Annotated in this window: 23 protein-coding genes; 16 read left to right on the forward strand and 7 right to left on the reverse strand. The window is 39.1% G+C overall.

Annotated features, from left to right (window positions below; genetic code table 11):
- The first annotated feature begins 20 nt into the window (after nucleotides 1-20).
- The 11 genes from KO513_RS04155 (at nucleotide 21) to KO513_RS04205 (ending at nucleotide 12,415) form a co-directional block, all read left to right on the forward strand.
- Nucleotides 21-980, forward strand: a complete 960-nt coding sequence (locus KO513_RS04155) for a stage II sporulation protein M (protein WP_215912410.1) — start codon at nucleotides 21-23, stop codon at nucleotides 978-980.
- Nucleotides 977-1,849: a hypothetical protein gene (locus KO513_RS04160; RefSeq protein WP_215912411.1), complete on the forward strand. Its 873-nt coding sequence runs from the start codon at nucleotides 977-979 to the stop codon at nucleotides 1,847-1,849. Before KO513_RS04155 ends, KO513_RS04160 begins: the two co-directional genes overlap by 4 nt.
- Nucleotides 1,850-1,851: 2 nt before the next feature.
- Nucleotides 1,852-2,592, forward strand: a complete 741-nt coding sequence (locus KO513_RS04165; protein WP_215912412.1) for a DUF4129 domain-containing protein — start codon at nucleotides 1,852-1,854, stop codon at nucleotides 2,590-2,592.
- Complete coding sequence (locus tag KO513_RS04170; protein ID WP_215912413.1) at nucleotides 2,585-3,802, forward strand: DUF4350 domain-containing protein; 1,218 nt, start codon at nucleotides 2,585-2,587, stop codon at nucleotides 3,800-3,802. Before KO513_RS04165 ends, KO513_RS04170 begins: the two co-directional genes overlap by 8 nt.
- Nucleotides 3,792-4,790 carry an AAA family ATPase gene (locus tag KO513_RS04175; protein WP_215912414.1) on the forward strand — a complete coding sequence of 333 codons (999 nt, stop codon included), beginning with the start codon at nucleotides 3,792-3,794 and terminating at the stop codon, nucleotides 4,788-4,790. The genes KO513_RS04170 and KO513_RS04175 overlap by 11 nt, the downstream gene beginning before the upstream one ends.
- Before the next feature lie 2 nt (nucleotides 4,791-4,792).
- The gene (locus KO513_RS04180; RefSeq protein WP_215912415.1) at nucleotides 4,793-6,124 is read left to right on the forward strand and encodes a DUF58 domain-containing protein; all 1,332 of its coding nucleotides are present in this window, start codon (nucleotides 4,793-4,795) and stop codon (nucleotides 6,122-6,124) included.
- Nucleotides 6,125-6,417: 293 nt separating this feature from the next.
- Nucleotides 6,418-6,951 carry a hypothetical protein gene (locus tag KO513_RS04185; RefSeq protein WP_215440936.1) on the forward strand — a complete coding sequence of 178 codons (534 nt, stop codon included), beginning with the start codon at nucleotides 6,418-6,420 and terminating at the stop codon, nucleotides 6,949-6,951.
- 91 nt (nucleotides 6,952-7,042) lie between these two features.
- Nucleotides 7,043-8,062 carry a DUF3500 domain-containing protein gene (locus KO513_RS04190; RefSeq protein ID WP_215912416.1) on the forward strand — a complete coding sequence of 340 codons (1,020 nt, stop codon included), beginning with the start codon at nucleotides 7,043-7,045 and terminating at the stop codon, nucleotides 8,060-8,062.
- 19 nt (nucleotides 8,063-8,081) lie between these two features.
- Nucleotides 8,082-8,591, forward strand: a complete 510-nt coding sequence (locus KO513_RS04195; protein ID WP_215912417.1) for a DinB family protein — start codon at nucleotides 8,082-8,084, stop codon at nucleotides 8,589-8,591.
- Nucleotides 8,592-8,700: 109 nt separating this feature from the next.
- Nucleotides 8,701-8,934 (forward strand): putative signal transducing protein, encoded by a 234-nt coding sequence (locus KO513_RS04200; protein ID WP_215912418.1) that lies wholly within the window; start codon nucleotides 8,701-8,703, stop codon nucleotides 8,932-8,934.
- Between the two features lie 70 nt (nucleotides 8,935-9,004).
- Nucleotides 9,005-12,415, forward strand: coding sequence for a PVC-type heme-binding CxxCH protein (locus tag KO513_RS04205; protein ID WP_215912419.1), 3,411 nt, complete (start codon nucleotides 9,005-9,007; stop codon nucleotides 12,413-12,415).
- Between the two features lie 70 nt (nucleotides 12,416-12,485).
- On the opposite strand, the gene KO513_RS04210 is transcribed toward KO513_RS04205, so the two are convergent.
- Both KO513_RS04210 and mnmA read right to left on the reverse strand, forming a co-directional pair.
- On the reverse strand, nucleotides 12,486-13,427 hold the full coding sequence (locus KO513_RS04210) for an NAD(P)H-dependent flavin oxidoreductase (RefSeq protein ID WP_215912420.1): 942 nt from the start codon (nucleotides 13,425-13,427) through the stop codon (nucleotides 12,486-12,488).
- Between the two features lie 21 nt (nucleotides 13,428-13,448).
- Nucleotides 13,449-14,639, reverse strand: a complete 1,191-nt coding sequence (gene mnmA, locus KO513_RS04215) for a tRNA 2-thiouridine(34) synthase MnmA (RefSeq protein ID WP_215440946.1) — start codon at nucleotides 14,637-14,639, stop codon at nucleotides 13,449-13,451.
- Between the two features lie 225 nt (nucleotides 14,640-14,864).
- Here mnmA and KO513_RS04220 point away from each other — a divergent pair, with 225 nt between their 5' ends.
- On the forward strand, nucleotides 14,865-16,238 hold the full coding sequence (locus tag KO513_RS04220; RefSeq protein WP_215912421.1) for a fasciclin domain-containing protein: 1,374 nt from the start codon (nucleotides 14,865-14,867) through the stop codon (nucleotides 16,236-16,238).
- A gap of 376 nt (nucleotides 16,239-16,614) precedes the next feature.
- On the opposite strand, the gene yidC is transcribed toward KO513_RS04220, so the two are convergent.
- From yidC to KO513_RS04235, 3 genes are all read right to left on the reverse strand, one after another.
- Nucleotides 16,615-18,468 (reverse strand): membrane protein insertase YidC, encoded by a 1,854-nt coding sequence (yidC, locus tag KO513_RS04225; RefSeq protein ID WP_215912422.1) that lies wholly within the window; start codon nucleotides 18,466-18,468, stop codon nucleotides 16,615-16,617.
- Nucleotides 18,469-18,586: 118 nt separating this feature from the next.
- Nucleotides 18,587-20,203, reverse strand: a complete 1,617-nt coding sequence (locus tag KO513_RS04230) for a CTP synthase (protein ID WP_215912423.1) — start codon at nucleotides 20,201-20,203, stop codon at nucleotides 18,587-18,589.
- A 58-nt stretch (nucleotides 20,204-20,261) separates the two neighbouring features.
- The gene (locus tag KO513_RS04235; RefSeq protein WP_215440954.1) at nucleotides 20,262-20,495 is read right to left on the reverse strand and encodes a DUF3820 family protein; all 234 of its coding nucleotides are present in this window, start codon (nucleotides 20,493-20,495) and stop codon (nucleotides 20,262-20,264) included.
- A 48-nt stretch (nucleotides 20,496-20,543) separates the two neighbouring features.
- On the opposite strand from KO513_RS04235, the gene KO513_RS04240 reads away from it, so the two are divergent.
- Nucleotides 20,544-21,413: a hydroxypyruvate isomerase family protein gene (locus tag KO513_RS04240; protein ID WP_215912424.1), complete on the forward strand. Its 870-nt coding sequence runs from the start codon at nucleotides 20,544-20,546 to the stop codon at nucleotides 21,411-21,413.
- 31 nt (nucleotides 21,414-21,444) lie between these two features.
- Here KO513_RS04240 and KO513_RS04245 read toward each other — a convergent pair whose 3' ends face one another.
- Nucleotides 21,445-22,191, reverse strand: a complete 747-nt coding sequence (locus KO513_RS04245; RefSeq protein WP_215912425.1) for a LytR/AlgR family response regulator transcription factor — start codon at nucleotides 22,189-22,191, stop codon at nucleotides 21,445-21,447.
- A 7-nt stretch (nucleotides 22,192-22,198) separates the two neighbouring features.
- Nucleotides 22,199-24,493 carry a tetratricopeptide repeat-containing sensor histidine kinase gene (locus tag KO513_RS04250; protein WP_215912426.1) on the reverse strand — a complete coding sequence of 765 codons (2,295 nt, stop codon included), beginning with the start codon at nucleotides 24,491-24,493 and terminating at the stop codon, nucleotides 22,199-22,201.
- Nucleotides 24,494-24,519: 26 nt separating this feature from the next.
- On the opposite strand from KO513_RS04250, the gene KO513_RS04255 reads away from it, so the two are divergent.
- From KO513_RS04255 to KO513_RS04265, 3 genes are read left to right on the forward strand one after another with little or no spacing between them, the layout of a single operon-like run.
- Nucleotides 24,520-25,215 carry a hypothetical protein gene (locus KO513_RS04255; protein ID WP_215912427.1) on the forward strand — a complete coding sequence of 232 codons (696 nt, stop codon included), beginning with the start codon at nucleotides 24,520-24,522 and terminating at the stop codon, nucleotides 25,213-25,215.
- A 28-nt stretch (nucleotides 25,216-25,243) separates the two neighbouring features.
- A complete protein-coding gene (locus KO513_RS04260; RefSeq protein WP_215440964.1) occupies nucleotides 25,244-25,528 on the forward strand; it encodes a hypothetical protein in 285 nt (94 codons plus the stop codon).
- 39 nt (nucleotides 25,529-25,567) lie between these two features.
- A complete protein-coding gene (locus KO513_RS04265; RefSeq protein ID WP_215912428.1) occupies nucleotides 25,568-26,110 on the forward strand; it encodes a hypothetical protein in 543 nt (180 codons plus the stop codon).
- Nucleotides 26,111-26,126 lie beyond the last annotated feature (16 nt).

Below are 26,126 nucleotides of genomic sequence, written 5' to 3' on the forward strand. Positions count from 1 at the left end.
TTGGTATAAACCAAAAGTTGATGCGCGAAGCCGCCTTTGTAAAGCAAAATAAAGACAAATGGGCTACTTTTGAAAATGCCCTGACCAACAAAACGGCATTGACACCAGATAAATTGTCCGACCTCTACATTGAAATTACGGACCATCTTAGCTACGCCAAAACCTTTTATGCCGGCAGCAATACAGAGTTTTACCTCAACACTTTGGCCTCTCAGGCCCACCAAAAAATTTACAAGACCAAACGTGAACCTAAAAACCGTATTGTGGAATTTTGGAAAACCGAATTCCCTACGATGTTCTACCATCACCAACGCGAATTACTGATCGCCTTTCTGGTATTTGTTTTTTTTAGTCTGGTAGGTGCATTTTCTGCCGCAAACGAAGGTACGTTTGTTCGTTCAATTTTGGGTGATGGCTATGTAAATATGACCTTGGAAAATATTGACAAGGGAGACCCCATGGCCGTTTATAAGAAAATGGGGGAGTTTAATATGTTTCTTGGCATAACCATCAACAATATTCGGGTAGCGCTTATGGCCTTTGCATACGGTATTTTATTGGGTATTGGCACCTTGTTCGTTATGATGCAAAACGGAATTATGTTGGGTAGTTTTCAATATTTCTTTTACGAAAAAGGATTACTTTGGGAGTCTGCACGTACCATTTGGATTCATGGCACCATAGAAATATCCGTAATTATAATTGCGGGATGTGCCGGACTGGTGTTGGCCAACGGCATTCTATTCCCAGGTACATATACTAGGCTGGAATCTTTTAAAAGAGGGGTGCAAAACGGATTAAAAATTATGCTCAGTACGGTTCCTTTTTTCATCATTGCCGGTTTTTTAGAAGGCTTTGTCACAAGACATACAGAAATGCCGGATGCTTTGGCCATTTTTATAATTTTATCTTCCTTGGTACTAATTCTCTTTTACTACGTTATATATCCTAAACAACTTCACAAAAAACCAACCGCATGAAACAGTTTATAGAGTTCAAAAAACAACGGGAAATGAGCCAAATTTTATCGGACACCTTTGGCTTTTTGCGAAACGAATTCAAAACGTTTTTTGGTGTCTTCTTTAAGATTATCGCTCCTTTTCTAGTGGTTATGCTTATTAGCTACGGTTTTTATATGTTCCAGATAGGAGATTTCATGAACTTTAGCATAAGTAGCTCCAACTCCGCCGTTAGTGGCTTGGTCGTTTTTGTGGTTGCCCTAGTATTTCTTATCGCCACCGTCACTACCTATGTAATGGCCCAAGCTACTACCTTGTTTTACATCAAATCATATATAAAGTACAACGGAAATATAGACTTTACCGAAATTAAGGAAAACGTTTATAGCTCCTTTTGGAAATTTATCGGGCTCGGCTTTTTAGTGGCACTATGTGTTGGGTGCGGTTTTCTCTTCTGTATTATTCCCGGTGTTTTTCTTTATGTACCGCTGGTGCTATCCTTTAGTATCCTTGCTTTTGAAGGAAAAGGAGTTTCAGATGCTTTTAGCAATAGTTTTACTTTGGTAAAAGAATATTGGTGGGTAACCTTTGCTTCACTTTTTGTTGTGGGTATCATAGTTACGGTTACCGGTTATGCTTTTGCCTTACCGGCTACGATATATACCTACGCCAAGATGGGTATACTTTCCGGTGAAATAGATGCCGAAAATTTTACCGTTGCAGATCCTATTTCTATTGTTTTGGGAATTATAAGTACGCTTGCCCAGTTTCTATTGAACATCATTTCTATTGTGGCCAGTGTCTTAATTTATTTTGATTTAAACGAAAAAAAGAACTTTACGGGTACTTACGAACGTATAAAAAATCTTGGAGGAACGGCTGACGAATAAATATGCGAAAACTGCATTTCCTTTTACTGCTAGGCATATACTGGGCCGGAATTCTTTCTGCGCAGAAAGATTCTCTAAATATTGTCTATGACTCCGCTCCTCTTGAAGTCAAGACTATTAGCGACTCCGATCTAAGCAAATTTTATGAGGATAAGGATTTTCAGTATGAAGTTGTCGAAATAGACCCCACTTGGTGGGACGATTTTAAAAGCTGGCTCAACAACCTCATGCTCCGTATTCTTGAGAATATTTTTGGTGTTGAGGAAGCTTCTGGCATTCTTGCCGCATTCATACGCCTTGTACCTTATTTGCTTCTAGGTGTACTGATCTATATTCTCATTCGGTTTTTTCTAAATATCAACGCCAGTGCACTTAAACAAGCCTCAAAAAACAAGGCCTTGGTTTCCCTTTCAGAGGAAGAGCATATAATTAAAAATGAAAATATTCAGGATTTAATTAACCAAGCCCTTTCCCAAAAGGACTTCCGGTTGGCGGTACGATACTCCTATTTACAGGTATTAAAATTAATGAGCGAGAAAGAACTCATTTCATGGGAACTGCAAAAAACCAATGATGACTACTTAAAAGAAATTTCAAAAACCGATCTCCAAAGTCCGTTTACCGCAATTACCCGTTTATACAATTTTACTTGGTACGGAGGTTTTTATATTGATGAAACCGCCTACCAAAAAGCAAAAGGAACATTTGAATCCATTGAAAAAATCATAAGCTCCAATGGATAAAAAAGGTCTAAAATATATTGTGGTATCCATAGCTACGGTGGCCCTGTTAATGGTTATTCAATATAACAGTCCCAAACAGATCAACTGGACCAACTCTTACGTGGCCAAGCACAAAATACCCTATGGCACTTTTGTGTTGAACGATGTTATGGAACATCTTTTTCCGAATAAAATTAAGCAGGTTAATATTCCTCCTTTTGAATTCCTTAAAACTAACGAAGAAGCTTCCGGAACCTACTTTTTTGTAAACAACAATGTAAGTTTTGGTGATTCGGAACTGTTCTCTCTTTTAGACTGGGTAGAAAAGGGCAATACATTATTTATAGCTTCTGAAGATTACGAAGAAAAACTTTTGGACACTCTTAAGCTAAATACCGCTACCCTTTTTAGCGGATTAGAAAACATACGGTCCCATAAACACAGATTGGTGAACCCTGCGCTAGATTCAGAAGACGGCTACGTTTTTAACAAAGAAGATTACGTTACGTATTTTGTGAAATACGGGACGGATTCCATGACTATCTTAGGAACTGTAACCAATATAGAGAAGACCCAAAAGAAAGATGAAGAAGTAAACAACGTAATCAAAAGGTCATTTGGAAAAGGAGAGATTATTCTAAGTACTTTTCCTAAAGCTTTTACAAACTACTTTATTCTAAAGGACAACAACAAAACATATACGGCGGGGCTTCTATCCTATTTAGACGATTCCCGAACAATTTATATGGATAACCATTACAAAAGCGGAAAAGCGGTTTACACATCACCTATGCACGTTTTTCTCAATACCAAAGAATTTAGGTGGGCTTACTATCTTGCCCTGATCGGTATTGTTATCTATGTATTTTTTGAAGGAAAACGTAAGCAAAGGGCCATACCGGTAATTAACCCGCTTAAAAACCAAACGCTGGCCTTTACCCGTACCATTGCCGATATGTACTTTGAAAAAGGGGAACGAAAACAAATTGCGGAACATAAGGTGGTTCATTTTCTGGAATACATCCGCTCCCGTTTCTATTTGAATACATTGAATAAGGACGACGAGTTTTACATCAATTTAGCATCGCGAAGCCATCATACCAAGGAAGAAATTAAAGCACTTTTCTCACTTATAGCACAATTGGAAGTAAAGGATAACCTAACCGATAATGAGTTACAAAAACTGAATTCGGCCATAGAAAATTTTAAAAAGAAATCACATGGAAAATAATGAGATTCAAAATGAAGACCTCAACTTTAACAATCGCGTTCCTCTAGAAGATTTGAAGAACGCCGTTGGCGAAATCAAAAACGAGCTTTCCAAGGTTATTATTGGCCAAGAAAACTTTGTTGAACTTCTCATTGTGTCCCTTTTAGTAGATGGGCATGTGCTTATTGAAGGGGTCCCGGGCATTGCCAAGACCATTACCGCAAAGCTTTTTGCCAAAACTTTAAAAACCGATTTTAGCAGGATTCAATTTACACCGGATCTTATGCCAAGCGATATTCTAGGTACCTCAATTTTTAATATAAAAACTTCCGAGTTCGAATATAAGAAAGGACCTATTTTCTCCAATATCGTGCTTATTGATGAGATAAACAGGGCTCCGGCAAAAACCCAGGCCGCCATGTTCGAAACCATGGAAGAACGTCAAATAACCATGGACGGTACCACTTACAAAATGGAAGCTCCATTTATGGTATTGGCTACGCAAAACCCAATTGATCAAGAAGGAACTTACGCCTTACCAGAAGCGCAACTAGATCGTTTTCTATTCAAAATAAAAGTAGAATACCCTTCGCTTGATGAGGAAATTCTGATTATAAAAACTCATCATGAACGCAAAGGTACTGTCGTAAAAGAAATGATAAACGGTGTGCTTACACCCGAAAAATTAGCTGGTTTTAAAGCGAACATTCAAGAGGTTATAGTTGAGGAAAAAATTATACGGTACATTGCCGAAATCATTTCCAAAACAAGAAACCACCCGCATCTTTATTTGGGTGGGTCACCTAGGGCTTCCATTGCTACTTTAAATGCCGCAAAAGCCTTTGCTGCAATTAACGGAAGGGATTTTGTAACTCCAGAAGATATTAAGAAAGCTTTGGTGCCAGTTCTTAACCACAGGGTAATTTTAACTCCCGAACGTGAAATGGAGGGCATGACCACGGAAAGCGTAATTCAAATGATAATGGAGTCGGTAGAAATTCCGAGATAGGCATGCAATTTTTAAAATCGTTCTACATACACAACGTTTTTTTCAGGTATATCACTGTTCTTTCCGCCAGCTTTATACTCAGCTATTGGGTGCCGATGCTCTACCCTATTACATGGCTTTTAACCCTACTTTTAATTGCGCTCTTCTTATTTGATGCGTATTTATTATATACCGCTAAAACAGGTATAAAAGCATCTAGGATATTACCAAAAAAATTATCCAACAGCGATTTAAACCCTATTTTAATACAGTTTGAGAGTCAGTATGCATTTCTAGTCCATGTATCAATTATAGATGAACTTCCCGCTCAATTTCAGAAGCGCAATTTTGAATATAAAACCAGTTTATCAAAAGGGGATAAAAAAGAATACCGCTACACCGTTAGACCTGTTGACCGTGGCGAGTATGTTTTTGGAAATTTAAACGTATTTGCGTCATCGCCTTTAAAAATAGTAAAGCGCAAGTTTGTCTTTCAAAAGGATCAAATGGTACCCGTATACCCAAGTATCATTCAGATGCAGCAATATGACTTTTTGGCCATCAATAACCGACTGACCGAGGTTGGCCTAAAAAAAATACGCCGCATTGGGCATACTCAAGAATTTGAACAGATAAAGGAGTACGTACAAGGTGACGATTTTAGAACTGTTAACTGGAAGGCTACCGCCAAACAAAATCAGTTGATGGTCAATCAATATCAAGATGAACGTTCCCAACCAATCTATTCCATAATTGATACGGGCCGAGTAATGAAAATGCCATTTAACGAGCTTAAACTTTTAGATTATGCTATTAATTCCGCTTTAGCCTTCTCAAACGTTGCCCTAAAGCGAAACGACAAAACGGGAATGATTACATTCTCAAAAAAAATAGAATCCTTTGTTCCGGCCATCCAGAAAATCACACATTTGAATACCATCCTGGAAAAACTTTTTAGTATTGACACTCAATTTTCAGATTCGGATTTTGGCATGCTTTACGCGCATATAAAGCGAAAAGTGAATCAAAGAAGCCTTTTACTGCTCTACACTAACTTTGAACACATATCGGCCTTAAAAAGACAGCTTCCGTTCTTGAGCGCTATTTCCAAAAAACATGTGCTCGTTGTAATCTTTTTTGAGAACACAGAATTGGATACACTAATTTCTACGGATGCAGAAGATCTTCAGGCCATTTACCACAAGACTATTGCCGAAAAATTTGCCTTGGAAAAACGCTTAATGCAAAAGGAACTTCAGAAATATGGCATTCAAACCATTTTGACCAAGCCAGAAAACCTAACCATGAACACCATTAATAAGTATCTGGAAATCAAGGCTCGTGGGCTTCTCTAAAGGTCCCCATAAAAAACAAACAGCTACAACAACGAATAAAGCTCAAAAAAGTTTTCAACAAGTTATCACCAACGTTTATGTTGATAACTTTTAAATGGAATAAAAAGAAATTCCCACCCCTTACTAACACTATTACTGATCGATAAAACGCATTTTTGATAACCTTGTTTTATGCCGCAACATGGTACTAACAGCCAAAAAATATCATCATTATTCTGTAAATTGCAGTCCCCTCATGGTATGTAGAATACCGCCCTAAAAGCCTAACAACGAACCAAACCTACAGAACAGGAATGAAAAGCACTTCTCCTCTAACTGCAAAACCCGCTGCAAGCCTTTTTAAGTTTTTAAAGCCTAATCCAAAATACAAGTTTCGTCTTGTAGATTTTAAAAACAAGGATTACAAAACGGATTTACTTTTAAGTCAGACAAAGTGCAATCTAGACATTTTACCAATGGGGGTTATGGTTGTTGGTAATTTTGATAATCATGACAGTATCATTCCCATTTTAAAGGAAGAGATAGAATCCATTAGTTTGGTTCGAGGCAAAGAAACTATAGATACCTTTTATCTATCGCCAATGCATATTTTAACAAAATTGGGCGTACCTAGCCGTATATCAAGATATTTTAAGGTTTACCCTTCCGAGTATAAAATTTCCGAGACCCAGATTATTATTAAATGCGCAGAGTACCAATTAAAACTGATTACCAACGGCTCAAACTTTGAGGCACTGTTACGTAGTTTTAAAAAATCCGGGTACTCAAAGGAACTAGACCTCTTGCGCAAACCTACACTAAACCACCTCAATTACAGCGTTTACTAAAATTGGGTACAAATCCTATGGTTCGTAAATTGGGGTAGAGTTTATTAAATTTAAACTAGTTTCGCTCACCTCCTTACCAAAAACCATAGAAATGAGACCAAAACCATTCGTACTCCTAGCCTGTTGTGTATTCCTATTTGTAAAGGCACAGGCTCAAGACCTTCACGATATTGCCCAAACTTTTTTGTACACTTTAGATTCAGACCTTCTAGTGAAGGCCCAATTTAAAATTAACGACGAAGAGCGTTTCAATTTTAACTATGTACCCATAGCAAGAAAAGGACCCACTTTTCACGACTTTAATGAAGAACAAAAAGAGGCTGCCACCCATCTATTAAAAGCTTCTTTGAGCCATGAAGGGTTTAGAAAGACCTCAGAAATAATGGCGCTGGAAAATATTTTAGCGGTGCTAGAAAACAACGAACGTACCATGCCGGACGGCACTCCAATGCGAGACGCCTTAAACTATCACTTTTCAATATTTGGGAAACCTGCGGAAGGAGCATATTGGGGTTGGCGCTTTGAAGGTCATCATGTATCCTTGAACTTTGTAGCCTCCAAAGGAGCTATTGTATCCGCTACACCCTCTTTTATGGGTTCCAATCCAGGTGTTGTGCCAAGCGGAAATTTAAAAGGGAAAGAAGTACTCAAAGAAGAGACCAAACTAGGTTTTGAACTGCTCAACTCCCTATCTAAGGAACAATTGGTACAAGCCGTATTTTCTAATGAAGCACCTTTCGAAATATTTACCCGAAATAACAGGAACACATCTAGGTTAGAGCCCAATGGCGTATGGTATTCCGACCTGTCACAAGAACAAAAAACAATCTTTCAAAAACTTCTACACCTCTACTTGAACAACTATGAAGCCGAATTTTCTAAATCTATGTCGTCAAAAATAGACAAAGCGGATATAAACAAGCTTTCTTTTGCTTGGGCAGGTAGTTTGAAACCTGGTAAAGGCCACTACTACCGTTTACAAGGACCTACCATTTTAATTGAATATGACAATACCCAAAACAACGCCAACCATGTACACACTGTTATTCGTGATCTGACCAATGATTTTGGAAATGATATTTTAAAACAACATTACCACGAAGACCATTAAAAATTAAAATCTATAACTCATGCAAAATTCACAGCCCGAAGTTTGGCTGCGAGGTCCGGTTCCAGGAATTCCCTCGCTTTTGCAGCCCGCTGCTCATGCCCTCTTACAATCTTCAGAAGAAATAGAACGTTATTTACAGGGTTTTCCCGAAGACCAACTCTGGACTAAAATTGCCGGAAGGGCTTCTGTAGGGTTTCACCTAAAACATATTACCGGAGTTCTGGACCGTATGATTACCTATGCCAAGTCTAAGGGTTTAACGGATTCACAATTTTCCTACCTTGCCAATGAAGGAAAACCGACTGCAGAACTACACGCCGCCGATTTAGTTCTCAACTTTCAAAATAAAACTAAGGAAGCATTATTGTTTTTCGAGACATTGAACGAAGCTACCTTAAAAGAACCGCGTACCGTGGGTCGCAAAAAATTACCGTCAACCACTTTAGGGCTTCTTTTTCATGCCGCTGAACATAGCCAACGCCATGTGGGACAACTTTTGGTGACCATCAGTTTTCTAACGAAATCATAAAACAAATAACATTTTCATCAATAGAAGCCATAGCATCAAAAATTAACTTTTTATGAGGTCATAATTTTACTATAACACACTAACTTCATATTGTTATAAAAATAAAGTTATGAAATCTAAAGAAGTAAAAATTTACTCGGGAAACCGTTTTACCGCCCAACGTATTGAAGAGAAGTTAAAGGAAGTAGACATCAACCCTATCATTAAAGATGCTACTGAATCTGCCCGTTTAGCAGGTTTTGCCGCTAACATTAATGGCGAATTGGACATTTATGTGCGAGATGATGAAAAAGACAAGGCTATGATTATCGTAAGGGCCATACATGCGCAGCAAAAAGATTAAAAGCTAGTTGTTTACTGTATTCATAATTGCCTATTTTTATCAGCTACTTACCAATGAATACAAAACAGTAATGACAAACAAAACCAAACTCACTCAATTAGTTGCAGTATCGCTTCTAATCACCCTGTTCTGCGCTTGTGAATCCAAGCCAAAAAAACCAAAGGAAACCCCTCTGGTTATTGTAGAAGATTCCCTTACCGAAGTCAGTAGAGCAAAAGAAATGCGAGAAGGCATAAGTCCTAAAATCGCAGACGGACTAGAACTAACGCTTTGGGCGTCAGATTCTTTGGCTCCGGACCCTATTGCCATGCAAATTGACGATGAAGGCAAAGTGTACCTTACACGTACCAATCGTCAGAAAAACTCGGAATTTGACATTAGAGGGCATCAAGATTGGATGACCGCTTCTATTTCCCTACAATCCGTAGAGGACCGTCGCAAATTCCTTCATGAAACATTTGCCCCGGAAAAGAGCGAAGAAAATGAATGGTTCCCGGACCTTAATGAAGACGGTAGCCATGACTGGAAAGACCTTACCGTAGAAAAGGATGAAATCTGGATGCTAGAAGACACCAATAACAATGGCATTGCAGATAAATCTACCCGAATACTGGAAGATTTTAATGACGAAATTACAGACGTTGCTGGAGCTCTTTTAGTAAGAGAAGATGACGTTTTTGTTGGTGTAGGCCCGGATATGTGGCGTTTAACGGATACCAATGATGATTTAATCCTAGATGAAAAAACATCACTAGCACACGGTTTTGCCGTTCATATAGGTTTTGCCGCCCACGGAATGTCCGGTGCCATAGAAGGCCCAGACGGTAAGATTTACTGGGGTATTGGCGATATTGGGGCTAACCTTACCACTGCAGACGGCCAAACCCTGAAATACCCTAACCAAGGGGTTATTGTACGCTCCAATCCTGACGGAAGCAGCTTTGAAGTTTTTGCCAGAGGATTACGAAATACCCATGAATTTGTTTTTGATGCCTATGGAAACATCATCTCTTCCGATAACGATGGCGACCATGCCGGAGAAAGCGAAAGACTGGTACACCTTGTTGAAGGTTCTGATTCCGGTTGGCGTTCCAATTGGCAGTACGGTAAATACACAGACCCTAAAAACAATGGCTACAAGGTTTGGATGGATGAAAAACTGTTTACCCCACGTTGGGAAGGACAGGCCGCATATATTGTACCGCCCATTAAAAACTTCCATAACGGCCCTACCGGTATGACCTTTAACCCGGGTACCGCTTTAGGTAAGGATTGGCTCAACAAATTCTTTTTAGTAGAGTTCGTGGGTAACCCTGACCGATCCAATATTTGGGCCTTTGACTTAAAACCTAAAGGTGCTTCTTTTGAACTGAATACGGACAAAAGTATCTTGAGTGGCGTTCTACCAACGGGGATTCAATTTGGTCCGGATGGTGCCATGTACGTGGCCGACTGGGTAAACGGATGGAAAACTAAAAACTACGGACGCGTTTGGAAACTTGATGTTAGCGATGCCAAAAACGATTTATCCGCAGAGCGAAAAGAAACAGAACGTCTTATGACCTTGGACTATGAAGAGCAATCTACGGACGAGTTGACTCAATTGCTCTCTTATGGTGATATGCGTATTAGAAAAAAAGCACAGTTTCAATTGGTGAAAAATGGCTCAAAAGGCTACAAGGCCCTTAAAGAAGCGGCCGCTAAAAATTCCAACCAGTTTGCACGTATACATGCTATTTGGGGAATAGGCCAATTGGCCGATAAAAAGGCATCGGAGGCCGAGCCACTTGTTGCCTTGTTAGCCGACAATGACCCTGAAATAATTGCCCAGGCCGCTAAGGTTTTAGGCGATGTAAAATATACTGAAGCGGGCTCAAAATTAATACCGCTTCTAAAGCATAACAATCCAAGAGTGAAGTTCTTTGCGGCACAAGCTTTGGGAAGATTTAAAACCGAAGCCGCCATTCAACCACTATTGGACCTTATTGTAGCCAACAATGACGAGGATGTGTATCTGAGACATGCGGCCGTTTTGGCATTGTCCAGAATTGGTAAAACCGAATCCATTACTACTCTGGCTCACAATCCAAACCGAAGCTTGAGAATAGCGGCCGTACTCGTTTTACGAAGACTTCAAGACCCTGCTGTTGCTGAATTTTTAAATGACGAAGACGAATACATTGTTACTGAGGCTGCAAGGGCAATCAATGATGATTTTTCCATTGAAGCCGCACTTCCAGCACTTGCGAACATGTTAACAGTGCAAAAATTCAACTCGGAGCCTTTGTTGAGAAGAGCAATTAATGCAGCACTTCGTGTAGGAGACGATAAAGCCCTTGAGAACCTCATTACTTTTGCCAAGGACAAAAACAGGTCCAATATTCTAAGAGGTGAAGCTCTCGCTACAATTGGTACTTGGGCAGAACCGTCCGTACTGGATAGAGTTGATGGTCGCTACCGTGGTGAAATTAAGAGAGACCCTAAGGTTGTAAAGCAAAAAATTGAAAAGGATATTCCAGATTTTATCGAGGACACCAATACAGATATTTTAATCGGTATTACCAACACACTGGCCAATTTGGGAATCGACTCTCATAACGACGCTCTTTTTTCCATTATGAAAAAACATAAGTCGCCAATGGTTAGGTCCGAAATTTTAAATGCCTTAGGAAAACTAGGTTTTGACAAAATTGAAACGGCCATGCAGTATGGTATGAAAGATGCTGACAAGGATGTTCGTACTACTGCTATAGGACTGATGTCCAAAATGGAAATTTCAAAAGAGAATCTACCAAGTATTATAGGTCCTATTTTCAAAAAAGGTTCGGTTCGTGAGCAACAACAATTATTGAGTGTTCTAGGTGAACTTCCCGTTGAGAAAAGTGGAGAAGTTTTAGAAGGGTTGATAAAACAAGCTAGCGCAGACCGCCTAAAACAAAGTGTTATTCTAGACCTTATTGAGGCTGTGGAAGCCACAGAAGACGAAAACTTAATTGCACAGTTGAAACCCCTTAAAGAAAATGGGAATTCAATGGACGCGTTTAAGGAAACTCTAGTAGGTGGTAATTACCGCAATGGGCGAAACGTTTTCAACAAAAACCCAACAGCACAATGTACCCGCTGCCATGCCATAGGTAGCGCAGGAGGCGATGTTGGACCTTCTCTAGAGAACATTGGTAATATTTTGACCAGAGAACAACTCTTGGAAGCACTTATAGAACCGAGCGCACGATTGGCGCCCGGATATGGTAGTGTCTCGCTGACTTTAAAAGACGGTCAAAAAGTAAACGGAATCCTTGAAGCCGAAAACCATGAAGAACTAACGCTTAGAACTTCCGAAGCAGAGCCTTTGGACATTCCTATATCCCGAATAGAGAAACGAGAAAATATGCCATCAGCGATGCCGCCAATGGGCCGTTTAATTTCTAAAAGGGAATTACGGGACCTAATAGAGTACTTGGCCAATTTAAAAGAAGGCTAATAAGAAAAAAAATCCCTCCATAACCGGAGGGATTTTTTTTATCATGGGGTTTCCATTTATGCCATTCTTATTATAAAGATGCCATGGCCTTTTTTGCCATTTTAAATTCGGCCATCATATCCTCTACAATTCTTGCAGCAGGTTTAATATCATGGATCAGTGATGCTACTTGCCCAATTTCGAGTTCGCCCTCTTCCATATCACCTTCAAAAATACCTCGCTTGGCACGGGCCCTGCCCAGTAAAGAAATCAAATCTTCTTTAGAAGCTCCTTTAGCATAGGCATTCTGAACATCGTTATAAAATTTGTTTTTTATCAACCTGACGGGAGCCAATTCTTTTAAGGTAAGCTGTGTACCACCTTCACCTGTTTCTACTACTTTTTGTTTGAACAATAGGTGTGATGATGCCTCATCACTCGCCACAAAGCGACTCCCCACTTGTACTGCATCCGCACCCAATACCATTGTAGCAAGCATTGCGGCTCCGGTTGCAATTCCGCCTGCGGCAATTATGGGGATATCTAATTTTTCCTTTACAGCGGGAATCAAAGTAAGGGTTGTAGTTTCATCCCGGCCATTGTGTCCGCCGGCCTCAAAACCTTCGGCAACTACGGCATCTACCCCAGCCTCTTGAGATTTTAGCGCAAATTTTAAACTACTGACCACATGAACTACGGTGATTCCTTTTTCCTGTAAATAGGAGGTCCACGTTTTTGGGTTCCCTGCGGAACTAAATACAATTTTTACACCTAGGTCTACTATAATTTCCATGAGCTTATCCAAATCAGGATAAAGCATGGGCACATTTACACCAAAAGGCTTACGGGTTGCTTGTTGACATTTTTGAATATGCTCCCTTAATACTTGCGGATACATACTACCAGCTCCTATCAGGCCTAAACCACCGGCGTTGGAAACGGCAGAAGCTAATCGCCAACCACTAGTCCAAACCATACCCGCTTGAACAATAGGATATTCAATACCAAAAAGTTCCGTAATCCTGTTCCGCATGGAAAATATATTAAAGCCTGTCTATGAAATTACGCCCGAGCCAATAAGCTCGTCATCTAAGTACCAGGCAACAAATTGTCCTTCGGTAATAGCGGACTGTTTTTCTTCAAAATCTACGTATAGACCACCATCAATTTTATACAAAACAGCCTTTTGTAAAGGTTGACGATATCTAATGCGCGCCATTACCTCCATAGTTTCGTCTTCCTTGAGCGCTAGATCTGTTCGTACCCAATGGAGTTCATCATCCGTTACAAAAAGTGTTCTTCTATATAGACCAGGATGCGATTTGCCCTGTCCTGTGTAAATTACGTTTTCGTTTACGTCTGTCTCAATTACAAACAGGGGCTCTTTAGTCCCCCCAACATCAAGACCTTTTCTTTGCCCTTTGGTAAAGTAATGCGCCCCTTGATGCTCGCCCACAATTTTTCCGTCTTGAACCTGATAAACCGGTTTCTCAGAGAAAAAAGACAGTTCTGCATATTTGTTCTTAAACTGAGGCAATTCTTTTTGATACTGGATAACATCCGAAGGCACCTCTACAATAACCCCTTTTTTAGGTTTCAGTTTTTGCTGAAGAAACTCTGGCAAACGCACTTTTCCTATAAAGCAAAGACCTTGGGAGTCTTTCTTATCGGCAGTAATCAAATTGTTATCTGCGGCAATTTGTCGTACTTCAGGTTTATTCAAATGCCCAATTGGAAATAAGGTTTTAGATAATTGTTCTTGCGAAAGCTGACATAGAAAATAGGACTGATCTTTGTTGCCGTCAACACCTGCCAAAAGCTGATATGTTTCGGACCCATCATCATTTGTAATAGTCCCTTTTCTGCAATAATGGCCCGTAGCTACGTAATCCGCTCCCAATCCCAAGGCGATATCCATAAAGACATCAAACTTAATTTCTCGATTACAGAGCACGTCTGGATTAGGCGTACGTCCTTTTTCATATTCCGCAAACATATAATCTACAATACGCTCTTTGTATTGCACACTTAAATCTACCGTTTGGAAAGGTATACCCAGTTTTTCAGCAACAATCAAAGCATCGTTACTATCTTCTAACCATGGACATTCTTCCGAAATAGTTACCGAGTCATCATGCCAATTCTTCATAAACAAGCCTATTACCTCATACCCTTGTTCTTTTAAAAGGTATGCGGTTACGCTTGAATCCACACCTCCTGAGAGGCCTACAACTACTTTTTTCATGAATATAAATAAAGCTACAAATTTAATCAATAAACACGGATACCACCTTTTCTAATTCAATTTTAGCATTTCATTAAATTCAAAAGTGTTCAGCTTTTTGTCAAAAGAGTTAAACAAAATAATATTTTTGTCATAGATTGCCGCAGATTTAACGTAGAAAGCAGATTAGATTTTAGTCAATCTTTAATTCTATTCGCTTTAATATAAACCATTAACATTTTTATTATGATTCTCAACAACTTTAAGGGTCTTTTACCCCTTGCCCTAGTATCTATCTTATTTGTTTCGTGTAGTGATGATGACAACGCTCCCGAAATTCCACAGGAAATGCCTGAAACTACAATTGTAGATGTCGCCATTTCCGATTCCGATTTGTCTATTTTGGTAGAAGCCCTTGACGAAGCCGATTTAGTAACTACCCTTAAAGGTAACGGTCCTTTTACCGTATTTGCTCCTACGGATTCGGCTTTTCAAGCCTTTTTAGCAGATAACAATTTTTCATCTTTGGATGATATTCCCGAAGAAACCTTAAAGCAAGTACTTTTGAACCATGTGGTTTCAGGTAACGTTAAGGCCGCAGATTTAGAAACTGCTTATTATAGTTCATCTTCTACAGCCGGTGTAGATGGAAAAAACCTAAGTCTATACGTGAATACTATGGATGGGGTAACTATTAACGGTTCTTCTGTAGCTACGGCAGATATTGAAGCTTCCAATGGAACTATTCATGTTGTGGACAAGGTTATTGGTTTACCAAATGTTGTAAATCACGCTACTTACAATAGTGCTTTTACGGAATTGGTAGGTGCATTGACCGCAGATGGAAACACCGTATTTACGGATTTATTAAGCGGTACCGATCAAAAATTTACTGTTTTTGCTCCTACCAATGATGCTTTTACCGCATTTGAAAATTCTAACGGAAACGAATTAAACTCTATTCTATCTAACCACGTTATAGCGGGAGCAGCTTTAGCCGCAGGTGATTTGAGCAATAGCTATGCGAATACTGCCGCTACCAATGAAGATGGTGATAATTTAAGTATCTATGTTAATACAGATGATGGTGTAACCTTAAATGGTTCCAGCAAGGTGATTATAGCTGATGTAGTTACTACAAACGGGATTATACACGCCGTAGATACCGTTATAGATTTACCAACTGTTGTAACGTTTGCCACTGCTGACAGTGAAAACTTTTCATCTTTAGTGGGTGCACTTACTTCTGAAGGACAACCTGATTTTGTTTCTATCTTAAGCTCTACTACCGAGAATAATCCATTTACGGTTTTTGCACCGGTGAACAGTGCTTTTGCTGCTCTTACCGCGGTTCCTGAAGGTGAAGATTTAACCGCTGTACTTACGCATCATGTAATTGCTGAAGCAAACATTGTTTCCTCCGATTTATCGGATGGTTTGGTTTCTCCTGCAACATTACAAGGTGATGCTTTAACTTTTTCCGCATCTGGAGACTCTTTTGAAATTACCGATGGAGCCGGAAATATGGGAATTGCTATAGTAAAAGCAGATGTTCAGGCCATAAATGGTGTCATTCACGCAGTAGATATGGTTCTTATTCCTAGCGCATCGGAAGACTAATCTAAACTATTACAATTGTTGAAAAAGGTCGCTAAGTTAGCAACCTTTTTTTATTGACATTTTTTTACAAAGTACTGATTTAATATAAGATATGTAAGATTGAATAGAGCGTTGAAATGGCATATGACCCGTATATTTTTTGAAGACGATGCTGAGTTAAACAACAATTAATTCAAGTGCCGAAATAATAAACAACACCGCTGCCTGTGTTAGCATACAAAAAAGGGCTCTTTACAACTCTCTTTTTTTTAAAGCTTGATTAAGCTGCATCTTTACAGTCCCAAATCTTATCAAACCAACCTAACTTTATGCTAAAAACCCCGACTTAACGTCAGGGTTTTTTTATTATAATAAAGATGGTAAGTAAATTTTAGAACTACCTCTTGCCAGTTTTCTTTTGCTCTTCGGCCTGCTCCATCATCTCACGCATTCTTCTTTGGAACTTGTTCTCTTTCTTAGGCTTTTTCTTGTTCTCTTGAATCTGGGCATGAATTTTCTCATCATCAAGAATGAAGTTTTTAATAACCAACATAATACCAATAGTAATCATGTTAGATACAAAATAGTACAAACTCAATCCACTCGCGTAGTTATTGAAGAAAAACAACATCATAAGCGGCATTAAGTACATGATAAACTTCATGTTAGGCATACCTGGCTGCTGCGGCATATTCTGACCGGTTGTCATGGTCATATAAAAGAATATGGCAATAGAAGCCAATATTGGGAACAAGCTAACGTGATCCCCATAAAATGGAATATCAAAAGGTAAATTGGCCACAACATCATAGGATGATAAATCATCTGCCCATAAAAATGATTTCTGGCGCAAAGCGAAAGATGTAGGGAAAAACATAAACAACGCATAGAAAATAGGCATTTGTAATAGCGCCGGTATACATCCGCTCATTGGGCTAACCCCAGCTTTTCCGTACAGCTTCATTGTTTCTTGCTGCTTCTTCATAGCATTATCCTTGTACTTCTCTCCTAATTCCGCTAATTCAGGTTTTAGCACCTTCATTTTAGCCTGGGATAAATAGGATTTATACGTTACGGGAGACATTGCCAATCTTACCAAAATGGTCATAACAACAATGGCCACACCAAACGGTAAGAAAGAACTTAAGAAAGAATAGAATGGTGTAAACAAATATCTATTTAACCAACCAAAAATTCCCCATCCAAATGGTATGGAATCATCCAAGCCTAATTCTTTGTATTGACTCAACACTTTTACATCTGTTGGCCCATAGTACCAATGCATACTCTGCGCTAGCTCACCTCCTGTTAGTTCCAAAGGCACTTTTGCACCAAACAGTTTAGTAAACTTCGTTTCCTTACTTTCTTCTTCCACCAAGTTTTTAGAAGTAAGTACGGCATTCTTAAAGTTGGTCTTACCGGCCAAAATAGAACTAAAGAAATGTTGTCTATAGGATAGCCATTTTACATCTTCTTCCGTTTCCTCATCATCGCTCGTAAGTGATAAGTAGCTTATTTTACCATCATCATGATTGTAGGTAAGTTCCGTATATCTATTCTCGTACTCTACACTTTTATTATGACGAATACCCTTTAAATTCCATTCTAAATCTATAGGCCTGCTACTGTCTATAATACCGTTAAGTCCTTGTGAACGTATGGTAAAATCTACAAGGTAATCTCCTTCTTTCATCTCATAACGGTACTCTAAAAAGTTATTAGGGCCCGCTTTGGCTTTCATAGAAAGCACTCTGTTACCGTTGCTCTCTGTTAAGGACGGCTCAAAATAAAGGTCTTGGGTGTTCAGCACACGGTTGTCCGAGGTTGTGAAGTTCAGACCAAACGAAGCATTACCCTCGTGTATTAAATATACAGGAATAGAATCGTACGTATGGTATTGTTTCATACGCGCCTCTACAATCTGCCCGCCTTTGTTGCTTATTTCCAAAGAAACCAAATCATTCTCTAACTTGGTAATTTTATCGGTTGGCTGCGTATACCCAAAGGCACCTATTTTACCTTGATAATTAGCTACAGCCGTAGAATCCTGAAGGTTTATTGTGGGAGACTGTGCTAAATTTTCAGATGGTAAAGCCTCACTGCCCTCCTCTTTAACAACTTGTTCCTGTTGTGCTTTTTCGGCCTCTAGCTCTTCGGGAGTGGGCTGATTCTGATAAAACATAAATATCAATATCCCGAAAATCAGCACAAAACCGATTATGGAATTTATATCTACTTTCTTTTCTTCCATCTAAATAATTGTTAATAGACCGCTTTCAATTTTAGAAAGCGATCATGTACAGGGGTTTGGTTCAGTCAATTAGCAAATATATGCCCAATTGCTCAAATTATGCCAGAATGGCATTAGTTTATTGTTTTTTATGTTTTAATGCCGCTTTTACAAACCCTACGAACAACGGATGCGGGCTAGCGACCGTACTTTTGTATTCCGGGTGGTATTGAACGCCTATAAACCAAGGATGCTCAGGTATTTCCACAATCTCTACAAGACCTGTTTCTTTGTTTATACCTGTAGCTTTAAGTCCACTTGCCTCCAGTTGCTCTTTAAAATCACTATTGAACTCGTAACGGTGACGGTGTCTTTCCGATATATTATCGGCTCCTTTATAAATTTCTTTTACCAGACTACCATCCAACAGCTCACAGTCCCATGCACCCAATCTCATGGTACCCCCTTTATTGGTGATGGTTTTCTGTTCTTCCATTAAATTAATTACCGGATAAGGTGTTTTCTCATCCATTTCGGTTGAATTGGCATCTTCAAGCTCCAAAACATTACGGGAATATTCAATAACAGACATTTGCATGCCCAAACAAATACCTAAAAACGGAATGTTGTTCTCTCGTGCATACTGTACGGCCTGTATTTTTCCTTCAATTCCACGTTCGCCAAAACCTGGTGCAACGAGTATACCGTTTAAGTCACTAAGTTTTTTCTCAAGTCCTTTACCCGATAAATGCTCGGAATGAATGGACTTCACATTTACACGAACTTCATTTACTGCTCCGGCATGGATAAACGCCTCCAAAATAGATTTGTAAGAATCCTGAAGTTCAACATATTTACCGATCAAGCCAATATTTACCTCGTTCTGCGGGTTCTTATGCTGATCTAAGAAATCTTTCCATTGGTTTAAATCCGGCTCTACGTCATCGGCCAAAGCCAATTTCTTTAGGACCACGGTATCTAAACCTTCTTCCTGCATTAACAGGGGAACATCATAAATTGTAGAAGCATCAATAGACTGAATGACCGCTTCACGCTTTACGTTACAGAATAGCGCCAATTTATTTTTTATCTCGTCAGAAATCTCGTGCTCTGTACGGCACACCAAAACATCGGCCTTAATTCCACTTTCCATTAACGTTTTAACGGAATGTTGAGTAGGCTTTGTCTTCAACTCTCCGGCTGCGGATAAAAACGGAACAAGGGTTAAATGTATTACAATGGCATTATTTTCACCAAGTTCCCAAAGTAATTGTCTAACGGACTCTATATAAGGTAAGGATTCAATATCACCTACGGTACCTCCTATTTCGGTAATTACAATATCATATTCGCCACTATTGCCCAATAATTGAACACGTCGTTTAATTTCGTTGGTAATATGAGGTACCACCTGAACGGTCTTACCTAAAAATTCGCCGCGGCGTTCCTTTTCTATTACACTTTGGTAGATACGACCTGTAGTTACGTTATTGGCCTGTGAGGTACGAACGTTCAAAAAACGCTCGTAATGCCCTAAATCCAAATCGGTCTCCGCTCCATCATCGGTTACATAGCATTCGCCATGTTCATACGGATTTAGCGTACCTGGATCTACGTTGATATACGGGTCTAATTTTTGTATCGTTGTCTTATAGCCACGTGCCTGTAGCAATTTGGCGAGCGATGCGGCTATAATACCTTTCCCTAGAGAAGAAGTAACACCTCCCGTAACGAAAATATACTTTGTCTGCGACATATTGGTGTTCTTTGTTACGGGGCACAAAGATATAAATCCCCTAGTGAAATCATAGGTATTACCTAGGAAAATCTTTTTGAATCTTATGAATTAACGGCTCTAATCCATTTATCTTAATTTCCAACATAGATTTAAGTAGTATTCCTAATTTTCCGTCAGGAAACCCCTTTTGTTGATACCAAACCAAATAGGGTTCCGGAAGTTGCACCAGATACCTACCTTTAAATTTCCCAAATGGCATTCTATAGTGTGCCAATTCTATTAACTTTTCTTTATCCGGAGCTATATTCATTTTTAAATCTAAAAATTTTATCTTTATTTTCGCCTAATAGCCAAAATTATGAAACGAAGAAAATTTATTGGTACATCTGCAGCCGCATCGGTTGGATTGGTGGCCTGCAAAACTACAAATGCCATGGCATCTCCAACTGCTGAAAGTGTAAAGTTAAAAGAAAATATTCACCATAGCGTTTGCCGTTGGTGCTACAAGGATATTCCTATGGAAGATTTCCTAAAAAGCTTAAATGAACTTGGTATTAAAGCAATGGACCTTACTGGTCCTGAAGATTGGCCTTTAATGAAAAAATACGGAATTCATGCTTCTATGTGCTGGGGCGCTGGTTTCGGCATTGAAAAAGGTTGGAACGACCCTTCTTTGCACGAAGAACTTATTGCAGATTACTCACAACACATTCCAAAAGTAGCTGAAGCAGGCTATACCAACCTTATTTGCTTTAGCGGTAACAGAAACGGAATGGATGAAGCAGAAGGACTTAAAAACTGCGCTGAAGGACTTAAAAAAATAATGCCTATTGCAGAGAAACATGGCGTAGTCCTTCAAATGGAGCTTTTGAACTCTAAAGTAAACCACCCGGATTACATGTGCGATACCAGTGCTTGGGGCGTAGAACTTTGCAAAGCTATAGGTTCAGAGCATTTTAAACTATTATATGACATCTACCACATGCAAATTATGGAAGGTGACATTATTAGAAATATTCAAGATTACCATCAATATTTTGGACACTACCACACCGGTGGAAATCCAGGTAGAAACGAAATAAACGATACTCAAGAGCTTTTTTACCCTGCAATCATGAAAGCAATTCTTGCTACAGGTTTTAAAGGCTATGTGGCCCAAGAATTCATTCCCACATGGGACGATCAAATTGCAGCCTTAAAAGAAGGCGTTACCATTTGTGATGTATAAAATTATTAACCTCCCTTCGGGGAGGTTTTTTTTAGCCCATTAATTTCTTTAAAAAATCTTCTTTTCTCCGCACCGCCACTTCTATATGTGAACCATCGTTCATAAGTGCGTAGCCACCTTTACCCCTTACATACTTATCCACACAAGTTAAATTGATCAAATGCGATTGATGTGTCCTGTAAAAATGATGCTTATCCAACAATGCCTCAAAATACTTCAATGTTTTGGCTACGGTAAGTTTCTTATCATCCTTTAAATACAGATGCGTATAGTTAATATCCGATTGGCAGCGAACAATATCCTTTATGGCAATCATAGAAAGGCCATCTACAGTAGGTACCGCTATTTTCTGAAAATCACTGGTCTTTTGCCCCTCAAGATTTTGGAACAAGACTTCCATTTTCTGCGATATCTCTTGGAGCGAAATTTTCTTTTTCAGCTTTTCCAAGGCTGTTTGCAAGTCATCTTCCGCAATTGGTTTTAAGAGATAGTCCAATGCAGAAAACTTAAAAGCCTCCAGAGCGTAATTATCATAACCCGTTGTAAAAATAACCTCAAAATCAATGCTCGGCACCGCCTGCAGCAATTCAAACCCGGTTTTATTGTGTAACTGTATATCCAAAAAAACTACTTGTGGGCTATATCTTTTTATGGCGTCCAGACCTTCCTCGTACGAGGAGGCCACTTCCTGTACTTCTACCGTACCGTAGGTTTTCAGCAATAAAAGTAACCTATCCTGACAATGCTTTTCGTCATCAACTATAATCGCTTTCAACATAAATTCTTTAAAATTGAAGTTCCAATGGCAGTTTTAACTCCACGCGAAGCCCTTCTTCCTTATCGAACATTTGGATGCTTCCTTTTTCTTTTTTCAACTGGTTTATAATATCAAGTCTGTTCTTGGTTATTTTAAGTCCCATTGAAGTCTTTCCTTTTTTTGCTGCACCATTCATTCTTCGCCCTACCCCATCATCATCTACCGTACAGACTAAAAACTGCCCCTCGGTTTTCACCGAAATATCTATATGCCCCATAGCCTCTTTTTTTGATACCCCATGCCAGATACTATTTTCTATAAAAGGCTGCAAGATTAGTGGTGGTACCATGGTATTCTCAACATCTACATCTTCGCCCACCTTAAAGGAATGCACGAATTTGTCCTTTAAACGTAATCCTTCAATTTGCATATAGAGTTCCGTAAGTTCAAGGTCTTCTTCTAGCGGAATCCATTTTTTCTCGGAACTCTCCAAAATGGCCCTAATGAGTTTAGAAAACTTCACCAAAAATGTATTGGCGGTCTGCAAATCATTCTTGGCCATATAATCACTAATGGAGTTCATGGCATTAAAAATAAAATGGGGATTCATTTGTGAGCGAAGTGCCTTTAGTTCGGTTTCCGCTACCTTGGTCTTGAATTCGGAAATTTTCTTTTCGGACAAGACCCGTTCTCTTTTTTTATACAGTTGAAAAGCAATAACCGAAAAAATAACAATCAAAAGTGCCCCGAGGGACAAACCCGTTATCATAAGTTTTTGACGTTCCATTTCTGCATTAGATACAGCCTGTTCCTTTTCATGGGTAGCCAAAAGGGCAGATTTTTCTTTTTCGTACTCGTAATCTGCCTCAAGAATTGCTATTTCTTCTTTTTTCTCTACGGAAGCAAAACTATCTCGCAACACTACGGCATCGGTTTTATTCTTAAACGCCTGTTTATAATTTCCCGTTGCACTTTGCAAACTTGCCAGTTGTTCAAGAGCATTGAACTGTAAGTTTATACTACCTGCTTCTTTGGCATATCTATACGAAGTCTCGTAATTTTCTTCGGCAAGCGCCATTTTTTTATCCGCTCCTAAAAAATAACAGTCGCCCAAAGAACGATGTACTATTGCCAGGTTATTAGTATTCTTTAACTTCTCGTATATTTTCTGTGTCTGTTTAAAATAGGGCACTGCCTTAGCGTATTTTCCCATTTCAGTATATGCGATTCCCATATTGGTCAACGCACTGGCCATACCTCTTTCATTGGTATTACTCTCCATGATATCATAAGCCTTCCTATAACTCTCAATGGCCTTTTCCGAGTTTCCGGTGTCATTATAAACCCGCCCAAGATTGGTTAGCGCATTGGCCACACCTTCCTGAAAATCACTCTTTTCAAAAAATAAAAGGGCCTGTTTTTGGTATTTTTCCGACTCTTTAAACTTTTCCAATCTAGCATACAACAGTCCTATATTGCTAAGAATAGATGCATATTGACGATTCTGAGTAAGCCCCAAATCCTCATAAATACGCTTAGCATCCAAGTAGCTTTTGATGGCCTCAGGATATTTAGAGAGGTACATATAATTAATGCCGATGCTATTTAACATTTTAGCCATCAAAAAGCTATCCTTGGCTTGCTCAAAAACCTCGTACGCCTTACGGTTGTTATCGTTGGCCCTGGCATAGTCAGATTCATTAAAATACACCAAACCCTTATTATAAATTAACCTGGCAACACCCTTTAGGTCATTGTTCTCCTCTCGTATTTTCATAGCCAAGTCATACGATTCCAAAGCCAGCGAGTCCATACCCAATGCGCTATAGTTATGGCCCCTGTAGGCATATGCAGTAGCCGTGCCTTCATAATTTTGCAATTGAAGCCCCAAATCAATAGCCTCTTGAGACGTATCTACCCCAGATTTGGGATCAACGGAATAATAGGTATACGCTAGCTCGTTCAAAGTTTTTAACCTAACCGAATCCTGATTCTTGGCTTTACGTAAAAGAAGAGTTAAACTATCAATTTTGGACCGCTGCGCTTCTACTGTATACACTGATAACAGAAGGAATATGACAAGGCTGGTTATTCTAAAAAAATGCATTGGCGCAGTTGGTATATGGTTCTCCAAATTTAACAGTTTAGCAGAAGTGAGCACCACACAGACAAAAGAAATATTGTGATAAATTGTTCTTTTTGAGGTTTGTACATATAAAAATGCAGAAATTACGATTATATCAAAAAAACCAACACATACCCCAACGATTATCACGGTTAATAAATGCCCATGGTACAGTAGGCCGCTTCTTCTTACTTTCATCGTACCAAACCAAACATCCAACTCCCATGATGAAGAACCACTACCAACACAAATTTTTAATTATCTTCATCGCACTCTCCCTTTGCTTTGCTGTTGGATGTGACAATCATCCCATAAACGAATTAGCCGAAGACCTTTCAGATGAATTTGAAGAAATAGACAAAGAACAAGAAGAACAGAAACAAGAGGAAGAACAAGAAGAACAGAAAGAAGAAGAAGAAGAAGAAGAAGCCTTATATACTGGTTCCATGACTGCTATTGCTAACAGCAATGAATTTCAATCATCTGAATATTTAAAACAATTCAATACCATTTATGCAAGCATTACAAAGAACGATGAGCTATTTATGGTATACATCTCAGGTTACGACATAAGCTTAGGGCTGGTAAATGCTAAAACAATTATTTTATGGGCCGTAGGAGAAGACTTTTCCACTCTCAAAGCAGGCAAAACCTGGGATTCCCCCCTAGTAGATTTTCTCCACGAAGGAGTGATTGCAAATTATTACGAAAGTGAAGTGACAGATGACAATGAGAACGAAGACGATGACCCTAACCTTGAAGAAGTAGATAATATTTATCTAAAAATTACTGCAATTGATTTCGAAAATCAAAAATTTTCTGGTGAGTTCAATTTTGCGGGAAAAACTGAAGACGGCACATCCATTACCGTAACCGATGGCAAGTTTACCGATTACTATTTTGAATATAACGAACAATAACAACCTCACCCACAAACCTCTCAAAACCATGAAAAAATCTATAATCTATTTTTCAGCTTTTCTTTTAGCCTTGTCTACTTTTATTAATTGCTCCGTAAAAGATGTTGTAGACGACCTTAGCGACACACAAAAAGCACTTGATTGCGCCCGTTTAATTGAAGACATTGATGAAAAATGGGACGACGAGAATAGAGATTGTGATGATATAAAGTCTGATGTAGCAAAAATTCTGGACACTTGTAAAGATTTTATAAGCGAAGAACAAAAATCTCAACTGGAATTCTATGCCGCAAATTGCGACACAGCCAATTAATGATATTACAATAAACTTAACCTCACTTTGTTTTTCTAAATGAATGCAATAAACCTGAACCATTACCGCACTAATCTGCTGCTACTGGGTCTAAATCTATCCCTCCCAAAAAGCAAGTACTTAAGCAAGAGAAAAAACAAAAAGGACACCTGTAGTATTTCAGGAGTGATACGATTGTTCGGAAAAGAGACCCCAAATTTGGGAACGTCCTTAAAAATCGGAAACCTTGCCGTAGGCAGCTCCGCTATTGGAAAAACCATCTTACTTACAGATATCCACACCAAAATAAATGATTACGGCCCTAAGCCCAAAGATTGTCAAAACTATTTTCTGATCACTGGCCTAGACCTAAGAACAACATCTGCCAACAGTTCTTTCAGCTCCTTGTCCGTAAATATCACAATGGAGGGGGTAGCGTACAAATACACCACTCCCCCACCCATTTCCAATAACAAGTTACAGCAAACGACCAGTTACCTCATCGACTTGAAAAAAAAGGAAATTCAATTTTTAGAAACAAAAGTTGTCAATACTAAAACAAATTCTGTCTTGACCATGAACGGCACAGTAACCTGGACATAACTCCAAAACTAAAAAC

Origin of the sequence: Zobellia sp. B3R18 (assembly GCF_018860715.1) — a bacterium.
GTDB lineage: Bacteria > Bacteroidota > Bacteroidia > Flavobacteriales > Flavobacteriaceae > Zobellia > Zobellia russellii.

What these genes read in the sequence shown, in the direction of transcription:
- KO513_RS04155 (WP_215912410.1), top strand. Translation starts at nt 21, where the DNA reads ATGCGCGAAGCCGCCTTTGTAAAGCAAAATAAAGACAAATGGGCTACT.
- KO513_RS04160 (WP_215912411.1), top strand. Translation starts at nt 977, where the DNA reads ATGAAACAGTTTATAGAGTTCAAAAAACAACGGGAAATGAGCCAAATT.
- KO513_RS04165 (WP_215912412.1), top strand. Translation starts at nt 1,852, where the DNA reads ATGCGAAAACTGCATTTCCTTTTACTGCTAGGCATATACTGGGCCGGA.
- KO513_RS04170 (WP_215912413.1), top strand. Translation starts at nt 2,585, where the DNA reads ATGGATAAAAAAGGTCTAAAATATATTGTGGTATCCATAGCTACGGTG.
- KO513_RS04175 (WP_215912414.1), top strand. Translation starts at nt 3,792, where the DNA reads ATGGAAAATAATGAGATTCAAAATGAAGACCTCAACTTTAACAATCGC.
- KO513_RS04180 (WP_215912415.1), top strand. Translation starts at nt 4,793, where the DNA reads ATGCAATTTTTAAAATCGTTCTACATACACAACGTTTTTTTCAGGTAT.
- KO513_RS04185 (WP_215440936.1), top strand. Translation starts at nt 6,418, where the DNA reads ATGAAAAGCACTTCTCCTCTAACTGCAAAACCCGCTGCAAGCCTTTTT.
- KO513_RS04190 (WP_215912416.1), top strand. Translation starts at nt 7,043, where the DNA reads ATGAGACCAAAACCATTCGTACTCCTAGCCTGTTGTGTATTCCTATTT.
- KO513_RS04195 (WP_215912417.1), top strand. Translation starts at nt 8,082, where the DNA reads ATGCAAAATTCACAGCCCGAAGTTTGGCTGCGAGGTCCGGTTCCAGGA.
- KO513_RS04200 (WP_215912418.1), top strand. Translation starts at nt 8,701, where the DNA reads ATGAAATCTAAAGAAGTAAAAATTTACTCGGGAAACCGTTTTACCGCC.
- KO513_RS04205 (WP_215912419.1), top strand. Translation starts at nt 9,005, where the DNA reads ATGACAAACAAAACCAAACTCACTCAATTAGTTGCAGTATCGCTTCTA.
- KO513_RS04210 (WP_215912420.1), bottom strand. Translation starts at nt 13,427, where the DNA reads ATGCGGAACAGGATTACGGAACTTTTTGGTATTGAATATCCTATTGTT.
- mnmA (WP_215440946.1), bottom strand. Translation starts at nt 14,639, where the DNA reads ATGAAAAAAGTAGTTGTAGGCCTCTCAGGAGGTGTGGATTCAAGCGTA.
- KO513_RS04220 (WP_215912421.1), top strand. Translation starts at nt 14,865, where the DNA reads ATGATTCTCAACAACTTTAAGGGTCTTTTACCCCTTGCCCTAGTATCT.
- yidC (WP_215912422.1), bottom strand. Translation starts at nt 18,468, where the DNA reads ATGGAAGAAAAGAAAGTAGATATAAATTCCATAATCGGTTTTGTGCTG.
- KO513_RS04230 (WP_215912423.1), bottom strand. Translation starts at nt 20,203, where the DNA reads ATGTCGCAGACAAAGTATATTTTCGTTACGGGAGGTGTTACTTCTTCT.
- KO513_RS04235 (WP_215440954.1), bottom strand. Translation starts at nt 20,495, where the DNA reads ATGAATATAGCTCCGGATAAAGAAAAGTTAATAGAATTGGCACACTAT.
- KO513_RS04240 (WP_215912424.1), top strand. Translation starts at nt 20,544, where the DNA reads ATGAAACGAAGAAAATTTATTGGTACATCTGCAGCCGCATCGGTTGGA.
- KO513_RS04245 (WP_215912425.1), bottom strand. Translation starts at nt 22,191, where the DNA reads ATGTTGAAAGCGATTATAGTTGATGACGAAAAGCATTGTCAGGATAGG.
- KO513_RS04250 (WP_215912426.1), bottom strand. Translation starts at nt 24,493, where the DNA reads ATGAAAGTAAGAAGAAGCGGCCTACTGTACCATGGGCATTTATTAACC.
- KO513_RS04255 (WP_215912427.1), top strand. Translation starts at nt 24,520, where the DNA reads ATGATGAAGAACCACTACCAACACAAATTTTTAATTATCTTCATCGCA.
- KO513_RS04260 (WP_215440964.1), top strand. Translation starts at nt 25,244, where the DNA reads ATGAAAAAATCTATAATCTATTTTTCAGCTTTTCTTTTAGCCTTGTCT.
- KO513_RS04265 (WP_215912428.1), top strand. Translation starts at nt 25,568, where the DNA reads ATGAATGCAATAAACCTGAACCATTACCGCACTAATCTGCTGCTACTG.